An 18855-nucleotide genomic window follows, 5' to 3' on the forward strand; every position below is an offset into this window, starting at 1 on the left:
GGCAGGTCTTGCCCTGATCTGGGCAGGTCACCAGTTTTTGATTGACCCTAAAATCCACTGGCTGGACCCGATTGCCGCGATCGGTGTCGCGTTGTTGATTATAGGAGCTGCATATAGACTGACGCTTCAATCGGCCCAGGATTTGATGGATGTTACGCTTCCCGCAGATGAAGAGGCTTGGATCCGCCATTTGATCGTGACACACCGGCCGGTCATACACGGATTCCATCGATTGCGCACGCGCAAGGCCGGAAATTTCCGCTTTGTCGACTTCCATATTAAAGTAGATCCCGCTATGTCTGTTGAGGAATCTCACGACATTACCGATAAGTTATCCAAAAGCATTAAAGATCATTTCCCCAATACCAGCATCACGGTTCACACCGAACCCTGTAATGGTAAATGCGTCGGTAATTGTCTGGATGGATGCATGCTACCCGAAAAGGATCGGACGGATATGATGCAAAAAAATCATCGAAGTTAATACACCTTTTTTATATAATCAGATACTTAAAAGGTCCTTAAATCTTTCCTGAATATCGCATTGAGAAGCATGAACAGACGCCGTCCGGTTTTTTCTATCCTTTATAGATAAACCTTTCAAGCAACCTGTGGAAGGGAGTCCAGTTCGAATCATCGTCGGAATCTACAATGAATTCCTGGAAGGCATTAACCTTGGCATCGAGATCATCAATGAAATGCACGATCAAAGCCTCCAGAGTCTTCGGACGCTTTGGTGACCCAAACTCGTAAGTGCCGTGATGGCTCAGTATGAGATGCCGGAGTTCCATAGCCAAGTGCTCCGGGAATTCTTCTAAAGCGGCAATCTTGGCATCCAGCATTTCTATACCGATAACAATATGCCCGATCAGTCTGCCCTGATGAAAACCTTTTGCTGCAGGGGCTTTTTTAAACAAGGCCGTTATCTTCTCGTCATTGAAAAATGCGTGTAACAGTGCCTTTAGACAGGGTGTACCGATCTTCTCGATAAAAGCCATGAGGTCTGTAAACATCACATCACTGTTTTCCTTTGCAACAGGTAAATATTCGGACAGATCGATGTCGGCATCATCAACCTTCTTGACGCCTGTTATGGAAATTTGAACGGTGTTTTTAAAACTGACTGCTCCTCCCTGAGCCTGGATTACATCCCCTTTTTTAAACACTTTGTCCCACTCGACCGCGTTTTCCCAGATCTTACCGTCAACCTCGCCCGTTTTGTCCTTAAGACGGATGTTCAGATACGGGGATCCCTTTTGAGAAAAAGCTATATTTTTCTCCATCACAAGAAATGACCCGCTGACTCTCTCTCCAGGCTTTAGATCCTTGATATACATAGTTTTTATCTTCATATAGACACCCGCCATTCGTGACAATACACATTCATTTTCCCACCCCTTACAGACCCTATCATGGTTATTCCCGCCTCCATGGATGCATGAATGGCAGTCGTTGTCGGAACCGAAAGGGATATGAGTATCGGAATTCCCAGATTCCAGACCTTGTTAACAATTTCTAAAGAAACTCTCCCCGTTCTTACGATGATCTTATCCGAGCAGTCCATTTCATTAAGGAGGGCATAGCCGCCCAGCATATCAATGGTGTTGTGTCTCCCGATATCTTCTCTCAAAACGATAATACTATCGCCATAAGCCAGAGCAGCAGAATGGGTGCCGCCTGTTACACCGTGGAGGAGTGATGAATCAATCAGGCTTTCCACAAGAGTGAATGCGCATTGGGGAGAAATGCGGGTAAGGTTCCCCCGTAAATTCTCCAGTGCATGCTCCATACTTTCCCGTTCCCAGCCGCGGGCTCCACTCGACGCAATGGTCTTCCCTGCATGGTGTTCATTTGAAGGAATTCGCGTTTCACCTTTTGTAAAGACAGAAACGGCGTTTCGCTTATCAGAAACTTCCACTTTCATCAAGTCTGCTGCAGTCCTGATGAATCCTTCCGACCTGAGAAATCCTACGGCAAGTTCCTCCCTATGATTTCCATTGCAGGCAATGGTTATAACCCTATGGCCATTGAGAAATATTTCGAGCGGCACCTCTTTGACGATATCCACTGATGTTTTCGTGAATCGGTCACTACTGTATGCATGAATGTCGAATCTTTCACTATCGGCTTTTATCATCATTCCTTTACTTCTCTCTATTTCTCTCTCAGGATACGATGATCACCCGCCCTGATAGTGAGCTTTGCGATATCAAAATATTCCATCAACGGAATGATGAATTTCCTTGAAAGACCCGTCAACTCTTTGAAGCTTGCCGGTGTTGCCTTTCCATCTCTCAAAAGGAGGTTTTTATAATTTTCCCTGAGTCTGAGAAGAACTTCTCTATGAAAGTAAAGATCTTCATTAATTTTTATCAGAGAACCTTCTTTGAACATTACATTAAAGACACTCTCGGCGAGTTTCTTCTTATCAATTTTTCCATAACCTCCCTGATGGAAGGAGGGGTAAGCTCTGATTCGATATAGATCTTGGCGATCGTGCTCCGCAGATCCTCAAGATCTCCCTTCAAATCCACACGGTGTCCCGACATACGAAGATTTTCCCTCTCAACGGTTATCTCTCCATTGCGCTCAAGATCTCTGACAGCCATATTGAAAGGCCTTGTGCCGACGAATTCTCCTGCAATGTTCCGCAACTCTTCTTTTAAAACACCTTCCTTTAAGGGATACCTTTCGTGATAAGCCTGCATTTCAAGAAGAATCCGTCTCTGGAGGTTCTGATAAACGGGAAAAGAGATAACCTTCGATTCATCACCATCTAAAAGAACGGCCTGTCTTTTCGAACACATGGATTTGAGAATGTCCGTGAGGGGCTTTTGTTGAATTCCCGTTCTCATCACAAGCTGAAGTATATCAATACCCTCGATGCCTGACCGCTCAATAATGGCTGCCACTCTCTCTGAATCAGGAGCGCTACACAACGTATCAAATTCCCGGAGAACCTTTTCAGAATTTCTTTTATGCTTCATGGGAAGAGGGTCGACAACTATTCCCCCACCGATTGTCGTAACCGGCGAGTAGCTCCTTATGACAAACCTGTCTCTTGCCATTGCGACAATCGGAGACTCAAGAATAATCTGTGCGTAGCTCTTACTTCCAGGCTCGATCTCATCACGATCAAGGAGTATTATCCGACCGATGATCTCACTTGTTCCTGCATGAAATCGAACCAGGTTCCTGTTCTTCAATCTTCTGTCGTTACTTGACAGATACTCAATGCTTACATCCGGACGTCTCGACGGCTTGAGCGTTTCAGGCCGAGCAAGAACATCTCCTCTGATAATCGTGGCTTTTTCAACCCCCTGCAGATTTATGGCTGTCCTCTGGCCTGCCTCAGCGAGGGCCGCACTCTGATTATGGATTTGAATGCCCCGAATCTTAGCGATGATCCCGCGCGGCAATATTTCTACTTCTTCGCCCACTTTTATATCTCCGGAAATCAGGGTTCCCGTAATGACCGTCCCAAATCCCTTCATGGTAAATACCCTGTCAACAGGCAACCGGAAAAGACCTGCGTCCGATTCCTTTTCTATCTCTGAAGCCGCTTTATCCAGGGCATCCAGCAATTCCTTAAGACCTGCACCCGTCACTGAAGAAACCGGAACAACGGGAGATGTTTCCAGAAAAGTCCCTTTCAAAAATTTATGAATGTCATCATTCACCAGATCGAGCCATTCTTCCTCAACCATGTCGATCTTGGTGAGGGCAACGATACCTCTTTTAATACCGAGGAGCGAGCAAATATGGAAATGTTCGCGGGTTTGGGGCATAACACCTTCATCTGCCGCGATGACCAGGATCACCATATCGATACCGGCCGCTCCGGACACCATATTTTTTATGAATCGCTCATGTCCGGGTACGTCCACAATGCCAAATGCCTGACCATTTGGAAGGGTCAGAGAAGCAAAACCAAGCTCTATGCTTATCCCCCTCTCCTTCTCTTCTTTGAGCCTGTCCGTGTCGATACCGGTGAGGGCCTTGATAAGGGCTGTCTTCCCATGATCAACGTGTCCGGCTGTACCTATGACAATATGTTTCATTCGACCTAAATAACAAACTACCTGGTAATTAACAATAGCAAAAACCCGCTTTTTTGCATTCATGTCCCCTCGATAGACTAGTAAAGTTTCCACACAATGGAGATTACTGCATCATACTATTCACTATACAATTGCAATTCGTTCAAATTTCCTATTGAAAAAATTAGCTTATATTTGTTAGCATAACAAAATTATAAAGGATTACGATTCCTATGAGGATACTTGGTCTCGATTACGGCAGTAAGAGAATCGGTGTTGCGGTTTGTGATGAACTGGGAATCACCGCCCAGGGCCTTGCCACCATCACCCGAAAAAATCGGAGGCAGGACATCGAAAAGATAGCCGGATTTATCAGGACGTATAACGTGGAAAAAATTGTAATCGGCTACCCGATAAAACTTGACGGCACTGAAGGCATTCAATGCGAAAAAGTCAGCAAATTTGCACGGCTTTTAGAATCCACATTCTCCGTTCCTGTTGTCAAATGGGATGAAACCCTTACGACAAAAGAGGCTGAAGAAGTCCTGATTCGGGCTAATATGCGAAGGGAAAAAAGGAAAACAGTAATCGATAAACTTGCCGCCACTTTGATTCTCCAGGGATATCTGAATTCCCGGGGAAGTCATGAAAATATTCGTTGTTCGTAAGCAAAATAGATTCATGAAAATGAAAAAAAACATTCATAAATACAGAAAGAGCCTTACCGCCTTTGGTATGGTTCTGTTCATTTTTATTATAGTAACTGTACACTATGCCGTCAGCCCTGTGGACAATAAAAATGTCACCGTTACCGTTGATATTCCAAGAGGCACCAGCTTTCTTCAATCAGTCGACATTCTTAAAAAAGCGGGGCTGATAAAGCACAAGCATCTCTTTTATTTTTTGGTGATTTCAAAAAACGCACAGGGCCATATCAGAGCAGGCGAATATGAACTGGCAACCTCAATGTCCCCGATGGAAATCATCAGTAAATTGGTCAAGGGTGACATCATTGCATATACCGTTACCATTCCCGAGGATTACACGGTACGTGAAATTGCCGCCCCTCTGGCCACTTTCAAATTGGTCGAAGAGAATGCGTTTCTCTCCCTTTCCTCAGACAGAAAATTCCTTGCGTCTTTAGGTATAGAAGGCGCCAGCGCAGAAGGATATCTGTATCCGGACACATATATATTTGACAAATCAATGGGCGCAAAGGATATCATGAGGATTATGGTAAATCAATTCTGGAAAATGTTTACTCCAAAGATGCGAAAAAGGGCAGATGAACTCGGCATGACAATACCCCAGATTATAACAATGGCCTCCATAATCGGAAAAGAATCGGGGGATAAAGATGAAAAACCTTCAGTCTCGGCTGTCTTTCACAATCGACTGAAAAAGGGGATGAAACTGCAAAGCGATCCTACAGCCATTTATGACCTCAAATATTTTAGTGGAACTATTAAAAGAAAACACCTCATGAGAAACACCCCCTATAATACATACGTTATCAATGGATTACCTCCCGGCCCTATCGCAAATCCGGCCATTGATTCATTAAATGCGGCGCTTTACCCTGCCCCTGTCGATTATCTGTATTTTGTGTCTAATAATAACGGCTCCCACCAATTCTCATCCAACCTCTCAGCTCACAATAAAGCGGTTTTAAAGTATCAAATCGAAAGAAAAAAAGATTGATTTTTTTCTTGACAAACAAATTTTACCTCCTTATAGTTAGCCACAGTGGAGTAAAGTGGTTTATTGTGGAGGAAATATTCCCATGTCCGTCTTCAGAGGCCAATATTATCATTCCATAGATGACAAGGGCCGGATCATCTTTCCGGCAAGGCTGCGGGAAGTTTTCGCCGAGAAATACGACAACAGACTGGTTATCACAAACTGGGACAATTACTTGATGGTCTTTCCCTATGATGAATGGCGGATCATAGAAGAAAAGGTCAGCCATCAGTCTCTCCTGAGAAGAGAAGTCAGGGCATTCCAGCGTTTCTTCATGTCCGGCGCTGTAGATTGTTCTATTGACAGTCAGGGTAGGGTTTTGATTCCTCCCAATCTGAGAGAATATGCAGCCCTTGAGAAGGATATCGTTCTGGCAGGCATGATTAAAGTCATAGAGATATGGGGCAAAGGGCGTTTCGATGAAGAGATGAAGAAAACTGCAAGTGAAATCGATAGTTTCAGCAAATACATGGCGGATTTAGGTATATAATCAAGGGCCTATGAAATGCATTCCTTTCATATACCAGTCATGCAGAGAGAGGTTATTGAATCCCTCCGTTGCCGGTCAGGGGGAATCTACGTAGATGGAACCGTAGGAGGAGGAGGCCATGCCTTCGAGATTCTTCGAGAAACCGCTCCTGACGGCTTATTAATAGGCATCGATGTCGATGATGACGCACTCCATGAATCAGAAGAACACTTAAAGCCCTTTGGCAACAGGAAGATCCTTGTAAAGGGTAATTTTGCAGATATCAATATAATCTTAGACAATCTGAACATTAAGGAAGTTGATGGTATTCTCCTCGATTTAGGAGTTTCTTCTCATCAACTGAAAACGGCGGACAGGGGCTTCAGCTTTTCCTTGGATGCCGCCCTTGATATGCGGATGGATCAGAGTCGAGGGATCTGTGCTTACGATATTATCAATACGTTTCCGGAAAAAGAACTGGAGGGGATCATTAAAGATTACGGTGAGGAGATAATGGCGGAAAGGATTGTAAGGATGATCTCGGCTCGAAGAAAGGTATCTCCGATCAAAACAACGGCTGAATTAGCCGACATTATTGTTAATGCATTACCCTCGCGATTCAAGTCCAAAAAAATTCACCCTGCAACCCAAACATTCCAGGCTATCAGGATATACACCAATAATGAGCTTCTCAATCTCTATGATGCCATAAATCGTGGAATCGATGTACTCAAAAAGTCGGGGCGTTATTCTATTATATCGTTTCATTCCCTGGAAGATAGAATTGTGAAAAACGGCTTTCGCTCATGGGAAAAGGGATGCATTTGTCCCCCAAGGTTTCCCATATGCGCCTGTCACAGGAAAGCCAAGTTGCAGGTATTGACCAGAAAACCTACACAACCGGAGCATACTGAAATTGAATCGAATCCGAAGTCAAGAAGTGCCAAGCTAAGAACAGCAGAGAGGATTTGATGAATGCAGTCGGAAGAAGTTATTCATGGGAATGTGTGTACTGAGGAGAAGGTAGCTGCCGGATTAAAATATTCGCCGTTTATATTTGTTACTCTTGTGCTTATGGCGGTTGCCCTTGTTTATGTATGGTCACATATCCGTATGACGGAACTCGAATACATGACTGCCGAAGAAATAAGCATAAAAGAAAGACTCCTCGAAGAACAGAGGAAGTTGAAAGTTGAAATTGCGACACTGAAATCGCCCCAACGCCTTGAGACAATCGCCAAAGAGAAACTGCAGATGACCTATCCTACGAGAGATCAGGTCATAATCCTCAATAATGATGATTTCGTAAAAAGTGAAGTTCCCCCTCCACAGGGCGGAGCTTCCCGCTAAGGCAGACATTCATACAACGGGATGCGCTCCCGGCCACAAACCGGGCTGATAATAACCAGGAATTGCTGCAATGACCGGTGAATCAAAAAAGTGGTTGAAATTCAGAATTGTTACACTACTGGTATTTTTTCTGGTGCTTTTTATTGCCCTTATATCAAGAGCATTCCAGATTCAGGTACTTTCGGGGAAAATATTGAAAGACCTTGCAGAAAGGCAACACATAAAGACCCTGCAAGTTGAACCGGAAAGGGGTATTATATTTGATCGTAATGGTGAGAAACTTGCTGCAAGCACTATGGTAAGCTCTGTCTGCGCCGATCCATCAAAAATTACCAATCCCGCTGAAGTCGCCGAAAAAGTAGCTCCCATTCTTAACATCGATAAGGTCTCTCTTGTAAAAAAACTTTCAGGATCAAAAAACTTCTGTTGGTTAGCAAGGAAAATCCCTGCTGATCAGGCAAGCAGAATCGAAGCATTGAACATCGACAGTGTCTTTTTAATTAAGGAACCAAAACGCTTTTATCCCAACGGGGAACTGGCCGGCCGCCTCATTGGATTCGTGGGGTTAGACTATACCGGCCTTGAAGGACTGGAGTTAAAATATGACAACTATTTAAAAGCGACTCCGGAAAAGTTAACTTGGGCGCGCGATGCCAGAGGAAGTCGATTGTCTCCACGAATTGAAAAACCTCTCATTCAACAGGAAGAGGGATATAATCTCATTTTAACGATCGACAGCCGCATCCAGCATATCGTTGAATCAAATTTGACGGAAGCGATTACGGCAAAAGGCGCAAAAGGCGGTTTTGTCATTGTCATGGACCCAAAAACCGGTGAAATTCTGGCCCTTGCTGATCAACCAGGATTCGATCCAAACAAATTTTCCAGCTATAACGTCGGAAAGGGGAAAAACAAGGTTATTACTGATAGTTTCGATCCGGGTTCAACCTTTAAACCTTTTCTCGCAGCGGCAGCCCTCGAAGAGAATGTCGTCAAAGAAACCGACAGATTTTATTGCGAGAATGGAACATATGCCGTTTCAGACAGAGTATTCCATGAGGCAAACAGAAAAAAGTACGGTCATCTTACCTTTCATGATATTTTGAAATATTCAAGCAATATTGGATGTATAAAGGTCTCCGAGAGACTTGGAAAAGAAAAATTTTATCACTACATTAGGAATTTTGGATTTGGCTCAAAAACGGGAATCGATCTTCCCGGCGAGGTCAGTGGAATTCTGAGAGCATCACAAAACTGGACGAGAGTTGATACGTCGACTGTCGCCTTTGGTCAAGGTGTTTCCGTTACGGCTATTCAACTGATCACGGCTCTTTCCGCCATTGCTAATGACGGCGTACTGATGAAGCCCCACATAGTACGTGCCGTGGTGGATAAAAAAGGACAAGTCATAAAAAAATTCGCGCCCACACCTGTGAGACAGGTCATATCGGCGAAAACGGCAAAAAGACTCACTGCCATACTGCAAGACGTTGTAGGAGAGAGTGATGGAACTGGTAAAAAAGCGCAAATTGAAAACGTTGCCGTAGCAGGAAAAACAGGAACTTCTCAAAAATTCGATTTTTCCAGACGGGTTTATTCTTCTGAAAGAGTCCGAACCTCCTTTATGGGATTTTTCCCTGCCGAAGATCCACAGATTGCCATTCTTGTTACTCTCGATGAGCCACAGAGGGATAAGTGGGGTGGGGTTGCGGCGGCACCCGTTTTTAAAAACATTGGTGAACAGATATTGACATGCTTCAAAACTAATATTAGGGAGAGTCCTTTCCCTGTAGAAGAAGACAAAACGAACACTATTAAATTGAAGCTCGTATCGGCCCCCCAAATAATAAGCAGACACGCTGATATGGAAAACGACATGGATGTGCCGGGTATACCGGATTTCAGAGGAATGACCATGAGAGATGTCCTAAAAACGGCAAAAGAAAACGGCATTGAAATTATAATAACAGGGAGTGGTTGGGCGGTACACCAGGAACCGAAGCCCGGATCGCCAATACATAAAAATCGTTCCTGTGCTGTTTCTTTCAGCACTGGCTATTGAGGAACCAACGTGCAAATACAGGAAGTTATCAAGGATATCGATATTGTGCATGTCTCTGGAAACCTTTCGGGAGACGTCGCGGCCATTTGCTACAATTCAAGAAACTGTGAAAGAAATAACCTGTTTGTGGCTGTCTGTGGACTTAAGTCTGACGGTCATGATTATATTCCGGAAGCAATTGCCAGGGGCGCTACGTTTATCGTTCACGAAAAAGATTACATCTCTCCGCCCGGAATAACAGCTGTAAAGGTTCCAGACAGCCGCAGGGCGCTAGGTATACTGGGAAAAAACTTTTATAATAACCCGTCTGCCCACCTGTGTCTCATCGGCGTGACGGGTACGAACGGAAAAACAACAATAACCTATCTATTGGAATCTATTCTTAAGGCGGCGGGGTTCAGCACCGGCGTATTAGGAACGGTTAACTACCGCTTCAATGAAACGGTACTGCCTGCTCCCAATACGACACCGGAATCCTACGAAATGCAGAAGATTCTCAGAAATATGGCAGATGTCGGCATCACTCATGTCATTGCGGAAGTCGCTTCTCATGCCGTTGATTTAAGAAGGGTTGATGATTGCTCCTTCGATATAGGAATATTTACCAACCTCACACAGGATCATTTAGATTACCACCGGACCATGGAAAATTACTTTCAGGCAAAGAAACGATTTTTCGATGAAATCATTCCTGCGGGAAAAAAATATCGGGAATACGGTATGATAGTAAATGTTGACGACCCATGGGGACAAAGGCTCTTCAACGAGGTCAAGACAGGACTCCCTTCCCGGACATACGGGATAGAGAACAAATGTGATGTGACCGTTGATCAGTTTGCCCTTTCCCTAGAGGGCATCACAGCTGAGGTCAATACAGGCCAATCCCATTTTACCCTATCCTCTCCTCTCATTGGAAAATTTAATTTATACAATATTTTAGCTGCCGTTACGGCGTCTCTTTCAATAAAAATATCCGAACGGCACATCCGAACCGGCATTGAGAATGTAAGACAAGTGCCCGGTCGTCTTGAAAAAGTCAGCGTCGCCGGTGAACCGGCCATTTTTGTGGACTATGCACATACCGATGACGCCCTGAGACGCGTGCTTCAAAATTTGTCCACGTTTAAGAAAAGGAGAGTCATTACCGTTTTTGGATGCGGCGGCGACAGGGATCGCGGGAAAAGGCCCCTCATGGGTGACGCAGCTGCAACATTGAGTGACCTGGCTATTCTGACTTCGGACAACCCGAGGACGGAAGACCCGCTCTCCATAATCGGGGAAATAGAAACAGGCATAAGCAGAAATTCAGTGAAAAAATATCTTCCTGAAGAGCTTGAAAAAAATACGAATGAAAAAGGTTATGTCGTGATTCCCGATCGGAGAAAAGCCATCGAAACAGCCGTTGCCCTTGCCGACATATCAGATATCATACTCATAGCCGGAAAGGGACACGAGAATTACCAGATCATTGGAAACAATCGGATTCCCTTCGACGACAGACATGTCGCCAGAGAGGCCATGATGAATAGACAGTGTGGAGAAAAACGTTGAATACAGAGCAAACATTTCCCGTCCTGCACTGCAATGAAATTATCGATGCCACGGGGGGAACGATAATCAGTGGAACAATGGGGAAGGTATTTCATGGCGTATCAACAGATTCGAGACAAATCCGATCGGGAAATCTTTATATACCTCTCAAAGGAGAAAAATTTGACGGTCATGATTTTATTGCCGACGCCATAAGAGATGGGGCTGTCGGCTTCCTCGTCCAGAAGGATTCGAAAAAAAGAATAAACCAGGCGTTTGAAAATGCAACCATCATCGGCGTTGAGGATACCCTGAAGGCCCTCGGGGATATAGCCCGTTTCTGGCGAAAGAAAAGCAAGGCTACCGTCATTGCCATCACAGGAAGTTCCGGGAAAACAACCACGAAGGAAATGGTGGCGTGTATTGCCGGGCTGAAAAAGAAAGTACTCAAGGCACAGGGGAATTTTAATAATCTCATCGGACTTCCTCTGACCATTCTCCAGATAAATGATCAACACGAAGCAGTAATCCTGGAGATGGGTACAAACACGCGGGGTGAGATAGGCAGGCTGACCCGTATTGCAGAACCTGACATCGGGCTCATTACTAATATTGGTCCGGCTCACCTGGAAGGACTCAAGTCCGTCGATACTGTGAGAGAAGAAAAATGTGACCTTTTTCGAAACATGGAGGTAAGCGGGGTTGCCATTATAAATATCGACGATGAGAAATTACTGATATCAGACGACGAGTGGCGGGGAAGAGCGGTAACCTTCGGGTTCAGGAAACATGCCGATGTCTCGGCAGATAACATCAAAAATAATGGATTCAGGGGGGTAAGTTTTACTCTTAAAATTGAAACGTTTCAACAAGAAATTATCATGTCACCTGTTGGGAATCACAATATCACAAATGCCCTTGCTGCCGCTGCATCTTCATGGGCCCTGGGTATTGACTTTCGGACGATCTGTCAGGGATTAACGGCATTTCAACCCATCTCCGGACGTATGGAGATATATCGATTGAACACCGGGGTATTCATTATTAATGATACATACAATGCCAACCCTGCATCGTTTCGGGAAGCCCTCAAGACCTTGAAAGATTTAAAGGGAGATCACAGCAGCATAGTAGTCATGGGAGATATGCTTGAGCTTGGCGACCGGGCGGAGGAAATGCATGAAGGTATCGGGAGTCTTATGGCAGACACTGAGGTAGGCGCCATTTTCCTCAGAGGAAGGCTCTCCCCGGCGACGGCAGCGGGGGCATTGAAAAGAAACATGCCGGAAGATAAGATATTTTTTTTTGAAACCCCTGATGAAATCATAAGCCATCTCTCATCTTATGTGAAGGAGGGTGACTGGATTCTCGTTAAAGGATCACGACAGACAAAAATGGAAGAAACCGTTCAGAAAATCATGGAAGTGTTTGGCCTTGAGGGTGACTTAAGGAATGGAATAAGAGGAATTGTAAAGTGATCTACCATCTCTTATATCCGCTTCATACTACGTATTCCTCTTTTAATGTCTTTCGGTATATCACGTTCAGGACAATCTACGCTGCAGTTACCGCCCTCATAATCTGTTTTGTTATCGGCCCCTGGCTGATAAGAAAACTCCAATCCCTCCAAATCGGTCAGCCTATCAGGGAGGATGGCCCCGATACCCATCTTGCAAAGAAGGGAACTCCGACCATGGGCGGAATTCTGATCATATTTGCCGTTGTCATTTCTACCCTCCTCTGGGCGAACCTGACCGTTGATTATGTCTGGCTTGTCATACTGGTCATCGTCGGCTTTGGACTTATAGGATTTATAGATGACTATAACAAACTCACAAATCAAAGCAGTAGGGGAATTTCAGGAAAAATCAGGCTTCTCGGAGAAATCGCCATAGCCCTCTTTGTGAGCACCATTCTCTATATTAAGCCGGGGTTCACTTCCAATGTAACGCTCCCTTTTTTCAAAACGGTACTCCCCAATCTTGGATGGGGGTATATCTTCCTTTCCACATTTATCATCGTCGGCGCTGCCAATGCCGTAAACCTGACGGATGGTCTGGACGGCCTTGCCATCGGTCCGGCGATAACATGCTTCATGACCTATCTCCTGTTTGCCTATTTTGCCGGCAACATAAAAATCGCAAATTATTTGCAGATCCCCTACGTCGCGGGAACAGGAGAACTTGCCATAATCTGCGGCGCAACTGTGGGGGCAGGTCTTGGTTTTCTCTGGTACAACGCCTACCCCGCCCAGGTTTTTATGGGAGATGTGGGCTCTCTTTCATTAGGCGGCGCCCTCGGTACCTTAGCGATAATAACAAAGCAGGAAATTCTTCTTGCCATTGTTGGCGGAATATTTGTGATCGAGACCTTTTCTGTCATTTTTCAGGTGGGTTGGTTCAAGATGTCCAACGGCAAGCGCATCTTCAGAATGGCGCCGATCCACCATCACTTTGAGCTTAAGGGGTGGGCCGAACCAAAAGTCATTGTTCGTTTCTGGATAATCTCCATTCTTCTGGCCCTTGTGGCAATCAGCACCTTGAAATTGAGGTAAACAATTTTTATGAATCTTTCAGGACAAAGAATATTAGTAATCGGGCTGGGAAAGACAGGAATAGCCTCAGCCCGCTTTTTGGCAGGAAAAGGCGCCGTGGTCCTCGTGACCGACGAAAAGCCTTTATCAGGATTGAAGGATGCCTTTTCCGAGCTTGGCAATGCGTATGCGAATTGTGAATTCTGTAAGTATGACCCGGATATTCTGGCCCGAGTGGATATGATTATCCCCTCCCCTGGCGTTCCTCCTTCCAATATTCTGCTTGTAGAAGCTGTCAATAAGAAAATACCGATCCTAAGCGAGATTGAACTTGCCTATAGATTCTTAAACCCGCCCATGATTGCCATAACCGGCACCAATGGAAAGACGACAACAACCACCCTGATAGGGAAGCTCCTGGCAAAGGGAGGGAAAAAAGCTTTTGTCGGGGGCAACATTGGAAATCCCCTGATCGGTTATGTTGAAGGAAAGCAGGACGACGATTATGCTGTGGTTGAGGTGAGCAGTTTCCAGTTACAATGGATTCAATACTTCCATCCTTTTATATCCATTCTCCTTAACACCACCTGCGACCACGTCAATTATCACGGGTCATTTGAAGCATACCGTATGACGAAAGAAAGGATATTTGAGAATCAAAAAAACTCTGATCTCGCTATACTGAATGCCGACGAACCGAGGTCCTCTGTTCTGGCAAAAAATATGTCCTCGAAAGTCCAGTTTTTCAGCACTTCGACAAATGTGACACAGGGTATGTATCTGGACCACAATACCCTTATCCATTATACCACCGGCAACGACAGAGAAGAGTATCCTCTTGATATGATCAAGATACCCGGCCTTCACAATATAGAGAACGTTATGGCCTCTATAATGGCCGCAAGGGAATGCGGTTGTTCCCCCGGAAATATTATAAGCGCCATAGCAGATTTCAAAGGAATATCACACAGGATAGAGTTTACCTGTGAAAAAAATGGTGTGGCATTCTATGACGATTCCAAGGGAACCAATGTGGGCGCTGTGGTACGTGCACTGGAAACATTTTCCAGACCCATCATTTTGCTTCTGGGAGGCAGGGATAAGGAGGGGGATTTTGAGACCCTTTCTCCCCTTGTCAGGGAAAAGGTCAAAGAACTGGTTCTCTTTGGTGAAGCGAGGGACAGGATAAACGACCTGATTGGCGGAATTGTCAAAACTTCAAAGGCAACAACACTCAAAGAGGCAATTGAGATAGCGTACCATAATTCGTCGCCGGGGGACGTTGTCCTTCTTTCTCCAGGATGTGCAAGCTTTGATGAGTTTTCGAATTATAAAGAACGGGGAAGGTTTTTTAAAGATGCCGTCAAGAATCTTTAAATTTTTCAAACTGCCACAGACAGAAAAAAGGCTGGATATTATCCTGCTCCTCGTGACGTTGATTCTGATCACCATAGGCACCGTAATGATTTACAGTTCAAGCTCCATCCTTGCCATGAAGCGTTTTAACGACGGACAGTTCTTTCTCAAAAAACAGATATTCTTCGTACTCCTCGGCCTGGGGATTATGGTACTGATGACGAAGATTCCTTACGACCAATTAAAAAAATTCGCCTATCCCGGCATTCTTGTGTCCGTGGTTCTTCTTATCCTTCTCCTGATACCCCATGTCGGAATCCGGGCTGGAGGCGCCACCAGGTGGCTTAAGCTGGGGTTTTTTTCGTTCCAGGTCACCGAAGTGGTCAAGGTCTCTGTGGTACTCTTTCTTGCGCATTTTTTAACAAAAAAAAGTGTTCACATAACTGATTTTAAGCGCGCTGTTCTGATCCCCCTGCTTGTAATATTGCTCATTGTCGGGCTGATTATTCTGGAGCCGGACTTTGGCACAGCGGTCATCATAACCGTCATCATGATGTTGATGTTCTATCTTTCAGGATGCAGAATATTGCACCTTGCAGGTATTGTGGCGTTATTCGCCCCCGCCGGTATCTTTTTGCTTCTTCACAAGAGCTATCGATTAGCAAGGTTGACGACGTTCCTTGATCCATGGAAGGATCCTCAGCGCTCAGGATTTCAAATCATTCAGTCTCTCCTTTCCTTTGGCTCCGGCGGTACTTTCGGCGTGGGAATAGGAGATGGAATGCAAAAACTTTTTTATCTTCCCGAGCCGCACACAGACTTTATTCTGTCGATTATCGCCGAAGAAAGTGGTTTTATCGGTGTGGTAATTGTCCTTTTCCTTTTTGCTGTTTTAATTATCAAAGGATTCATGATCTCCTATAAAGCCCCCGATCTTTTCAGCACTCTTCTTTCCGCAGGATTGACCATGGTTATTGCCCTCGAAGCATTTATCAATATTGCCGGTGTGATGGGCTTAATCCCCCTTAAGGGTCTGGCGCTTCCCTTTGTCAGTTATGGCGGTACATCATTGATCATGTCCCTGACAGCGGTGGGCATACTCCTGAATATCTCCGCCTATGAAAAATAAGCAAAAAAATAGGAGCGGGATATGAAAATTATCATTGCAGGTGGAGGAACGGGAGGGCACCTTTTCCCCGGAATTGCCATCGCAGAGGAATTTTTAAAAAGGGATCAAAAAAACAGCATCCTTTTCATCGGAACCGAGAGGGGGCTGGAAAAAAGGATATTGGGGAATATGGGATTTGATCTTCGTACCCTTGATGTAGAAGGAGTTAAAGGAAGGGGTATAACAAAAACTATCGGTGCTTTACGGAAGATACCCCGAAGTCTGTTCCAGTCCTACAGGTTGATTCGTGATTATTGCCCGGACATTGTTATCGGTGTTGGAGGTTATGCTTCCGGTCCGGCAGTAATGGCAGCCCATTTCATGGGCATAAAAACCGCCATTGCAGAACAAAATGCCCTACCGGGCGTCACCAACAGGATTCTTGGAATATTTGCCGACAGGATATTTTTGACCTTTTCTGAAACAAAAAAGTGGTTCTCTGAAAAAAAGATCATCGTTTCCGGGAATCCCATCAGAGCCGCCTTTCTTACCGGAATACAGGAACCGAAAAAAGCGGCAGGCAAGTTTACTCTCCTTGTTTTTGGTGGAAGCCAGGGTGCTCATAGCATAAACATGGCAGCTCTGGATGCTCTGCCCTATTTGGATGAAATGAAAGCTAACCTCAAAATTATACATCAAACAGGCAGCGTTGACCTGAAATGTGTTTCTGAATTTTACCTGTCGCACGGGATTGATGCAGCTGTTCTGCCCTTTATAATGGACATGGCCCAAGCCTACAGTTCCTCGGATTTACTCATTTGCAGGGCAGGTGCGACGTCGATCGCCGAGATCACAGTGAGCGGAAAAGCGGCCATTTTAATCCCTTTTCCCTATGCCGCAAATGATCATCAGACGAAGAATGCCCTGGCGCTGGTAAAAGCGGGGGCTGCTGAAATGATAGCTGAAACAAGCCTCGATGGGAAAAAACTGGCTGAGATCATTGAACATTTTTACCACCACCCGGAAATGATACGAGACATGGAGATACAATCAGCCAGGCTCGGCAATGAAAAGGCGGCATCTGATATTGTAGACATTTGTATGCAAATGGCGGCATCAAGAAATTTGTAAATTTTTGTAGATTTAATACAAGATATAGTATATAGAAAAATGTAATATACTATATACAGTAAAATAACTATATATTCGGATAGTATACAAGGTACTCTCAGGCTCAGTCAGGCGAGAAAATGAAGAACAGCAACAGAAGAGACACTATGCGGAGAAAGATCAAACGCATCCATTTTGTTGGAATAGGCGGTATCGGCATGAGTGGCATCGCAGAGGTACTTCTCAACCTTGGTTACACGATCACAGGATCCGACCTCAGCCAATCCGACCTTACACAGAGACTGGCTTCACTCGGCGCCAGAATTTATACAGGTCATCATGCCTCTCATCTTGGTGATACGGATGTGGTCGTTACCTCAACAGCAGTGAAAACCGACAACCCCGAGACATTAGAGGCACACAGAAGGAATATCCCCGTTATACCCCGTGCTGAAATGCTGGCAGAGCTGCTTAAAATGAAGTTTTCCATTGCCGTATCGGGAAGCCACGGAAAAACAACAACAACATCAATGGTAGCAATGGTTCTCGCATCCGGAGGTCTTGATCCAACCATGGTGATAGGGGGCAAGCTTGCCAGTATCGGCAGCAACGCAAAGCTGGGGGATGGAGAGGTCATTGTGGCTGAGGCCGATGAAAGTGATGGCTCATTTCTTAAACTGTCTCCATCTTTAGCGGTGATAACCAATATCGACCTCGAACACCTTGATTATTACAGAGACATTGAAGACATCAAAACGGCTTTCTTACAGTTTGCCAACATCGTCCCCTTTTATGGTTCCACAATACTCTGTTTGGACGATGAAAATGTAAAAGATATTCTGCCAAAAATAAAAAGGAAAACCGTGACGTACGGTCTCGCACCATCCGCAGAATACAGAGCAAGCGAAATATCATTCTCCGGACCATCTTCCCGTTTTACCCTTCACTATAAAGAAGATGCCTTAGGAACCGTGACGCTGAACGTTCCAGGCCTTTTCAATGTATATAATTCCCTCGCTACAATCGCGGTCGCCCGGGAATTGGATATGGAATTTCCAGCTATTGAGGAAGGTCTGAAAAGTTTTACCGGCGTTCAGCGCAGGCTGGAGGTTAAAGGAAAGGTCAACGGGATCACCATCGTGGATGATTACGGTCATCACCCGACCGAAATCAGGGAAACTTTGAGAGCTGCAAAACATGTTTGGAATGATAAAATTATCGTTGTATTTCAACCCCATCGCTATACCCGGACAAAGGCCCTTTTTAATGAATTTATTACGGCTTTCCCCAACGCAGATACACTCATTGTTACCGATATCTATGCCGCCAGTGAAGTTCCAATAGACGGCGTAAATGCCGAAAGCCTCTGTGACGGTATACGTCGTCACGGTCACAAGAATGTAATCTATATAAAGACCTTTGATGACATTGTGAATCATCTTCTTACCATTGCAAAACCCTCCGATGTCATTATCACTCAGGGGGCTGGAAATGTGTGGAAGATCGGTGAAGAATTCTTAAAAAAGGCATCGGGGACATGAGGTATCGGGGAAAACA

At 44.9% G+C, this 18855-nt stretch carries 18 protein-coding genes; 14 read left to right on the plus strand and 4 right to left on the minus strand.

Annotated features, from left to right (window positions below; genetic code table 11):
* The coding region (locus NTW12_00905) for a cation transporter (protein ID MCX5844912.1) at positions 1–484 on the plus strand (484 nt) is incomplete at its 5' end.
* Positions 485–578: 94 nt separating this feature from the next.
* Here the strand turns inward: NTW12_00905 and NTW12_00910 are convergent.
* From NTW12_00910 to selB, 4 genes are read right to left on the minus strand one after another with little or no spacing between them, the layout of a single operon-like run.
* Positions 579–1352: an OB-fold nucleic acid binding domain-containing protein gene (locus tag NTW12_00910; protein MCX5844913.1), complete on the minus strand. Its 774-nt coding sequence runs from the start codon at positions 1350–1352 to the stop codon at positions 579–581.
* Positions 1349–2140, minus strand: a complete 792-nt coding sequence (gene fdhD, locus NTW12_00915) for a formate dehydrogenase accessory sulfurtransferase FdhD (GenBank protein ID MCX5844914.1) — start codon at positions 2138–2140, stop codon at positions 1349–1351. Before fdhD ends, NTW12_00910 begins: the two co-directional genes overlap by 4 nt.
* Positions 2141–2154: 14 nt before the next feature.
* Positions 2155–2394, minus strand: coding sequence for a SelB C-terminal domain-containing protein (locus NTW12_00920; GenBank protein ID MCX5844915.1), 240 nt, complete (start codon positions 2392–2394; stop codon positions 2155–2157).
* The gene (gene selB, locus NTW12_00925; GenBank protein MCX5844916.1) at positions 2394–4124 is read right to left on the minus strand and encodes a selenocysteine-specific translation elongation factor; all 1731 of its coding nucleotides are present in this window, start codon (positions 4122–4124) and stop codon (positions 2394–2396) included. The genes NTW12_00920 and selB overlap by 1 nt, the downstream gene beginning before the upstream one ends.
* A gap of 149 nt (positions 4125–4273) precedes the next feature.
* Between selB and ruvX the strand changes: the two genes are divergently transcribed.
* The 13 genes from ruvX to murC all read left to right on the plus strand — a co-directional run bounded on the left by ruvX (position 4274) and on the right by murC (position 18839).
* On the plus strand, positions 4274–4708 hold the full coding sequence (gene ruvX / locus NTW12_00930) for a Holliday junction resolvase RuvX (protein ID MCX5844917.1): 435 nt from the start codon (positions 4274–4276) through the stop codon (positions 4706–4708).
* Between the two features lie 13 nt (positions 4709–4721).
* Positions 4722–5741 carry an endolytic transglycosylase MltG gene (mltG, locus tag NTW12_00935; GenBank protein ID MCX5844918.1) on the plus strand — a complete coding sequence of 340 codons (1020 nt, stop codon included), beginning with the start codon at positions 4722–4724 and terminating at the stop codon, positions 5739–5741.
* Between the two features lie 82 nt (positions 5742–5823).
* The gene (mraZ, locus tag NTW12_00940) at positions 5824–6270 is read left to right on the plus strand and encodes a division/cell wall cluster transcriptional repressor MraZ (GenBank protein MCX5844919.1); all 447 of its coding nucleotides are present in this window, start codon (positions 5824–5826) and stop codon (positions 6268–6270) included.
* 15 nt (positions 6271–6285) lie between these two features.
* Positions 6286–7221 (plus strand): 16S rRNA (cytosine(1402)-N(4))-methyltransferase RsmH, encoded by a 936-nt coding sequence (gene rsmH / locus NTW12_00945; protein MCX5844920.1) that lies wholly within the window; start codon positions 6286–6288, stop codon positions 7219–7221.
* 3 nt (positions 7222–7224) lie between these two features.
* Positions 7225–7599, plus strand: coding sequence for a cell division protein FtsL (gene ftsL, locus NTW12_00950; GenBank protein ID MCX5844921.1), 375 nt, complete (start codon positions 7225–7227; stop codon positions 7597–7599).
* 70 nt (positions 7600–7669) lie between these two features.
* Entirely contained in the window at positions 7670–9661 is a 1992-nt protein-coding gene (locus NTW12_00955) for a penicillin-binding transpeptidase domain-containing protein (protein MCX5844922.1), read from the plus strand.
* 9 nt (positions 9662–9670) lie between these two features.
* On the plus strand, positions 9671–11212 hold the full coding sequence (locus tag NTW12_00960; protein MCX5844923.1) for a UDP-N-acetylmuramoyl-L-alanyl-D-glutamate--2,6-diaminopimelate ligase: 1542 nt from the start codon (positions 9671–9673) through the stop codon (positions 11210–11212).
* Complete coding sequence (locus tag NTW12_00965; protein ID MCX5844924.1) at positions 11209–12669, plus strand: UDP-N-acetylmuramoyl-tripeptide--D-alanyl-D-alanine ligase; 1461 nt, start codon at positions 11209–11211, stop codon at positions 12667–12669. The genes NTW12_00960 and NTW12_00965 overlap by 4 nt, the downstream gene beginning before the upstream one ends.
* Complete coding sequence (gene mraY, locus NTW12_00970) at positions 12666–13745, plus strand: phospho-N-acetylmuramoyl-pentapeptide-transferase (protein ID MCX5844925.1); 1080 nt, start codon at positions 12666–12668, stop codon at positions 13743–13745. Before NTW12_00965 ends, mraY begins: the two co-directional genes overlap by 4 nt.
* 9 nt (positions 13746–13754) lie before the next feature.
* Entirely contained in the window at positions 13755–15101 is a 1347-nt protein-coding gene (gene murD / locus NTW12_00975; protein ID MCX5844926.1) for a UDP-N-acetylmuramoyl-L-alanine--D-glutamate ligase, read from the plus strand.
* On the plus strand, positions 15082–16209 hold the full coding sequence (gene ftsW, locus NTW12_00980; GenBank protein ID MCX5844927.1) for a putative lipid II flippase FtsW: 1128 nt from the start codon (positions 15082–15084) through the stop codon (positions 16207–16209). Before murD ends, ftsW begins: the two co-directional genes overlap by 20 nt.
* 21 nt (positions 16210–16230) lie before the next feature.
* On the plus strand, positions 16231–17319 hold the full coding sequence (murG, locus tag NTW12_00985; protein MCX5844928.1) for an undecaprenyldiphospho-muramoylpentapeptide beta-N-acetylglucosaminyltransferase: 1089 nt from the start codon (positions 16231–16233) through the stop codon (positions 17317–17319).
* Between the two features lie 146 nt (positions 17320–17465).
* Positions 17466–18839: a UDP-N-acetylmuramate--L-alanine ligase gene (gene murC / locus NTW12_00990; GenBank protein ID MCX5844929.1), complete on the plus strand. Its 1374-nt coding sequence runs from the start codon at positions 17466–17468 to the stop codon at positions 18837–18839.
* Positions 18840–18855 lie beyond the last annotated feature (16 nt).

This window comes from Deltaproteobacteria bacterium (genome assembly GCA_026388545.1).
In the GTDB taxonomy this organism is placed as follows: Bacteria; Desulfobacterota; Syntrophia; order Syntrophales; family UBA2185; genus JAPLJS01.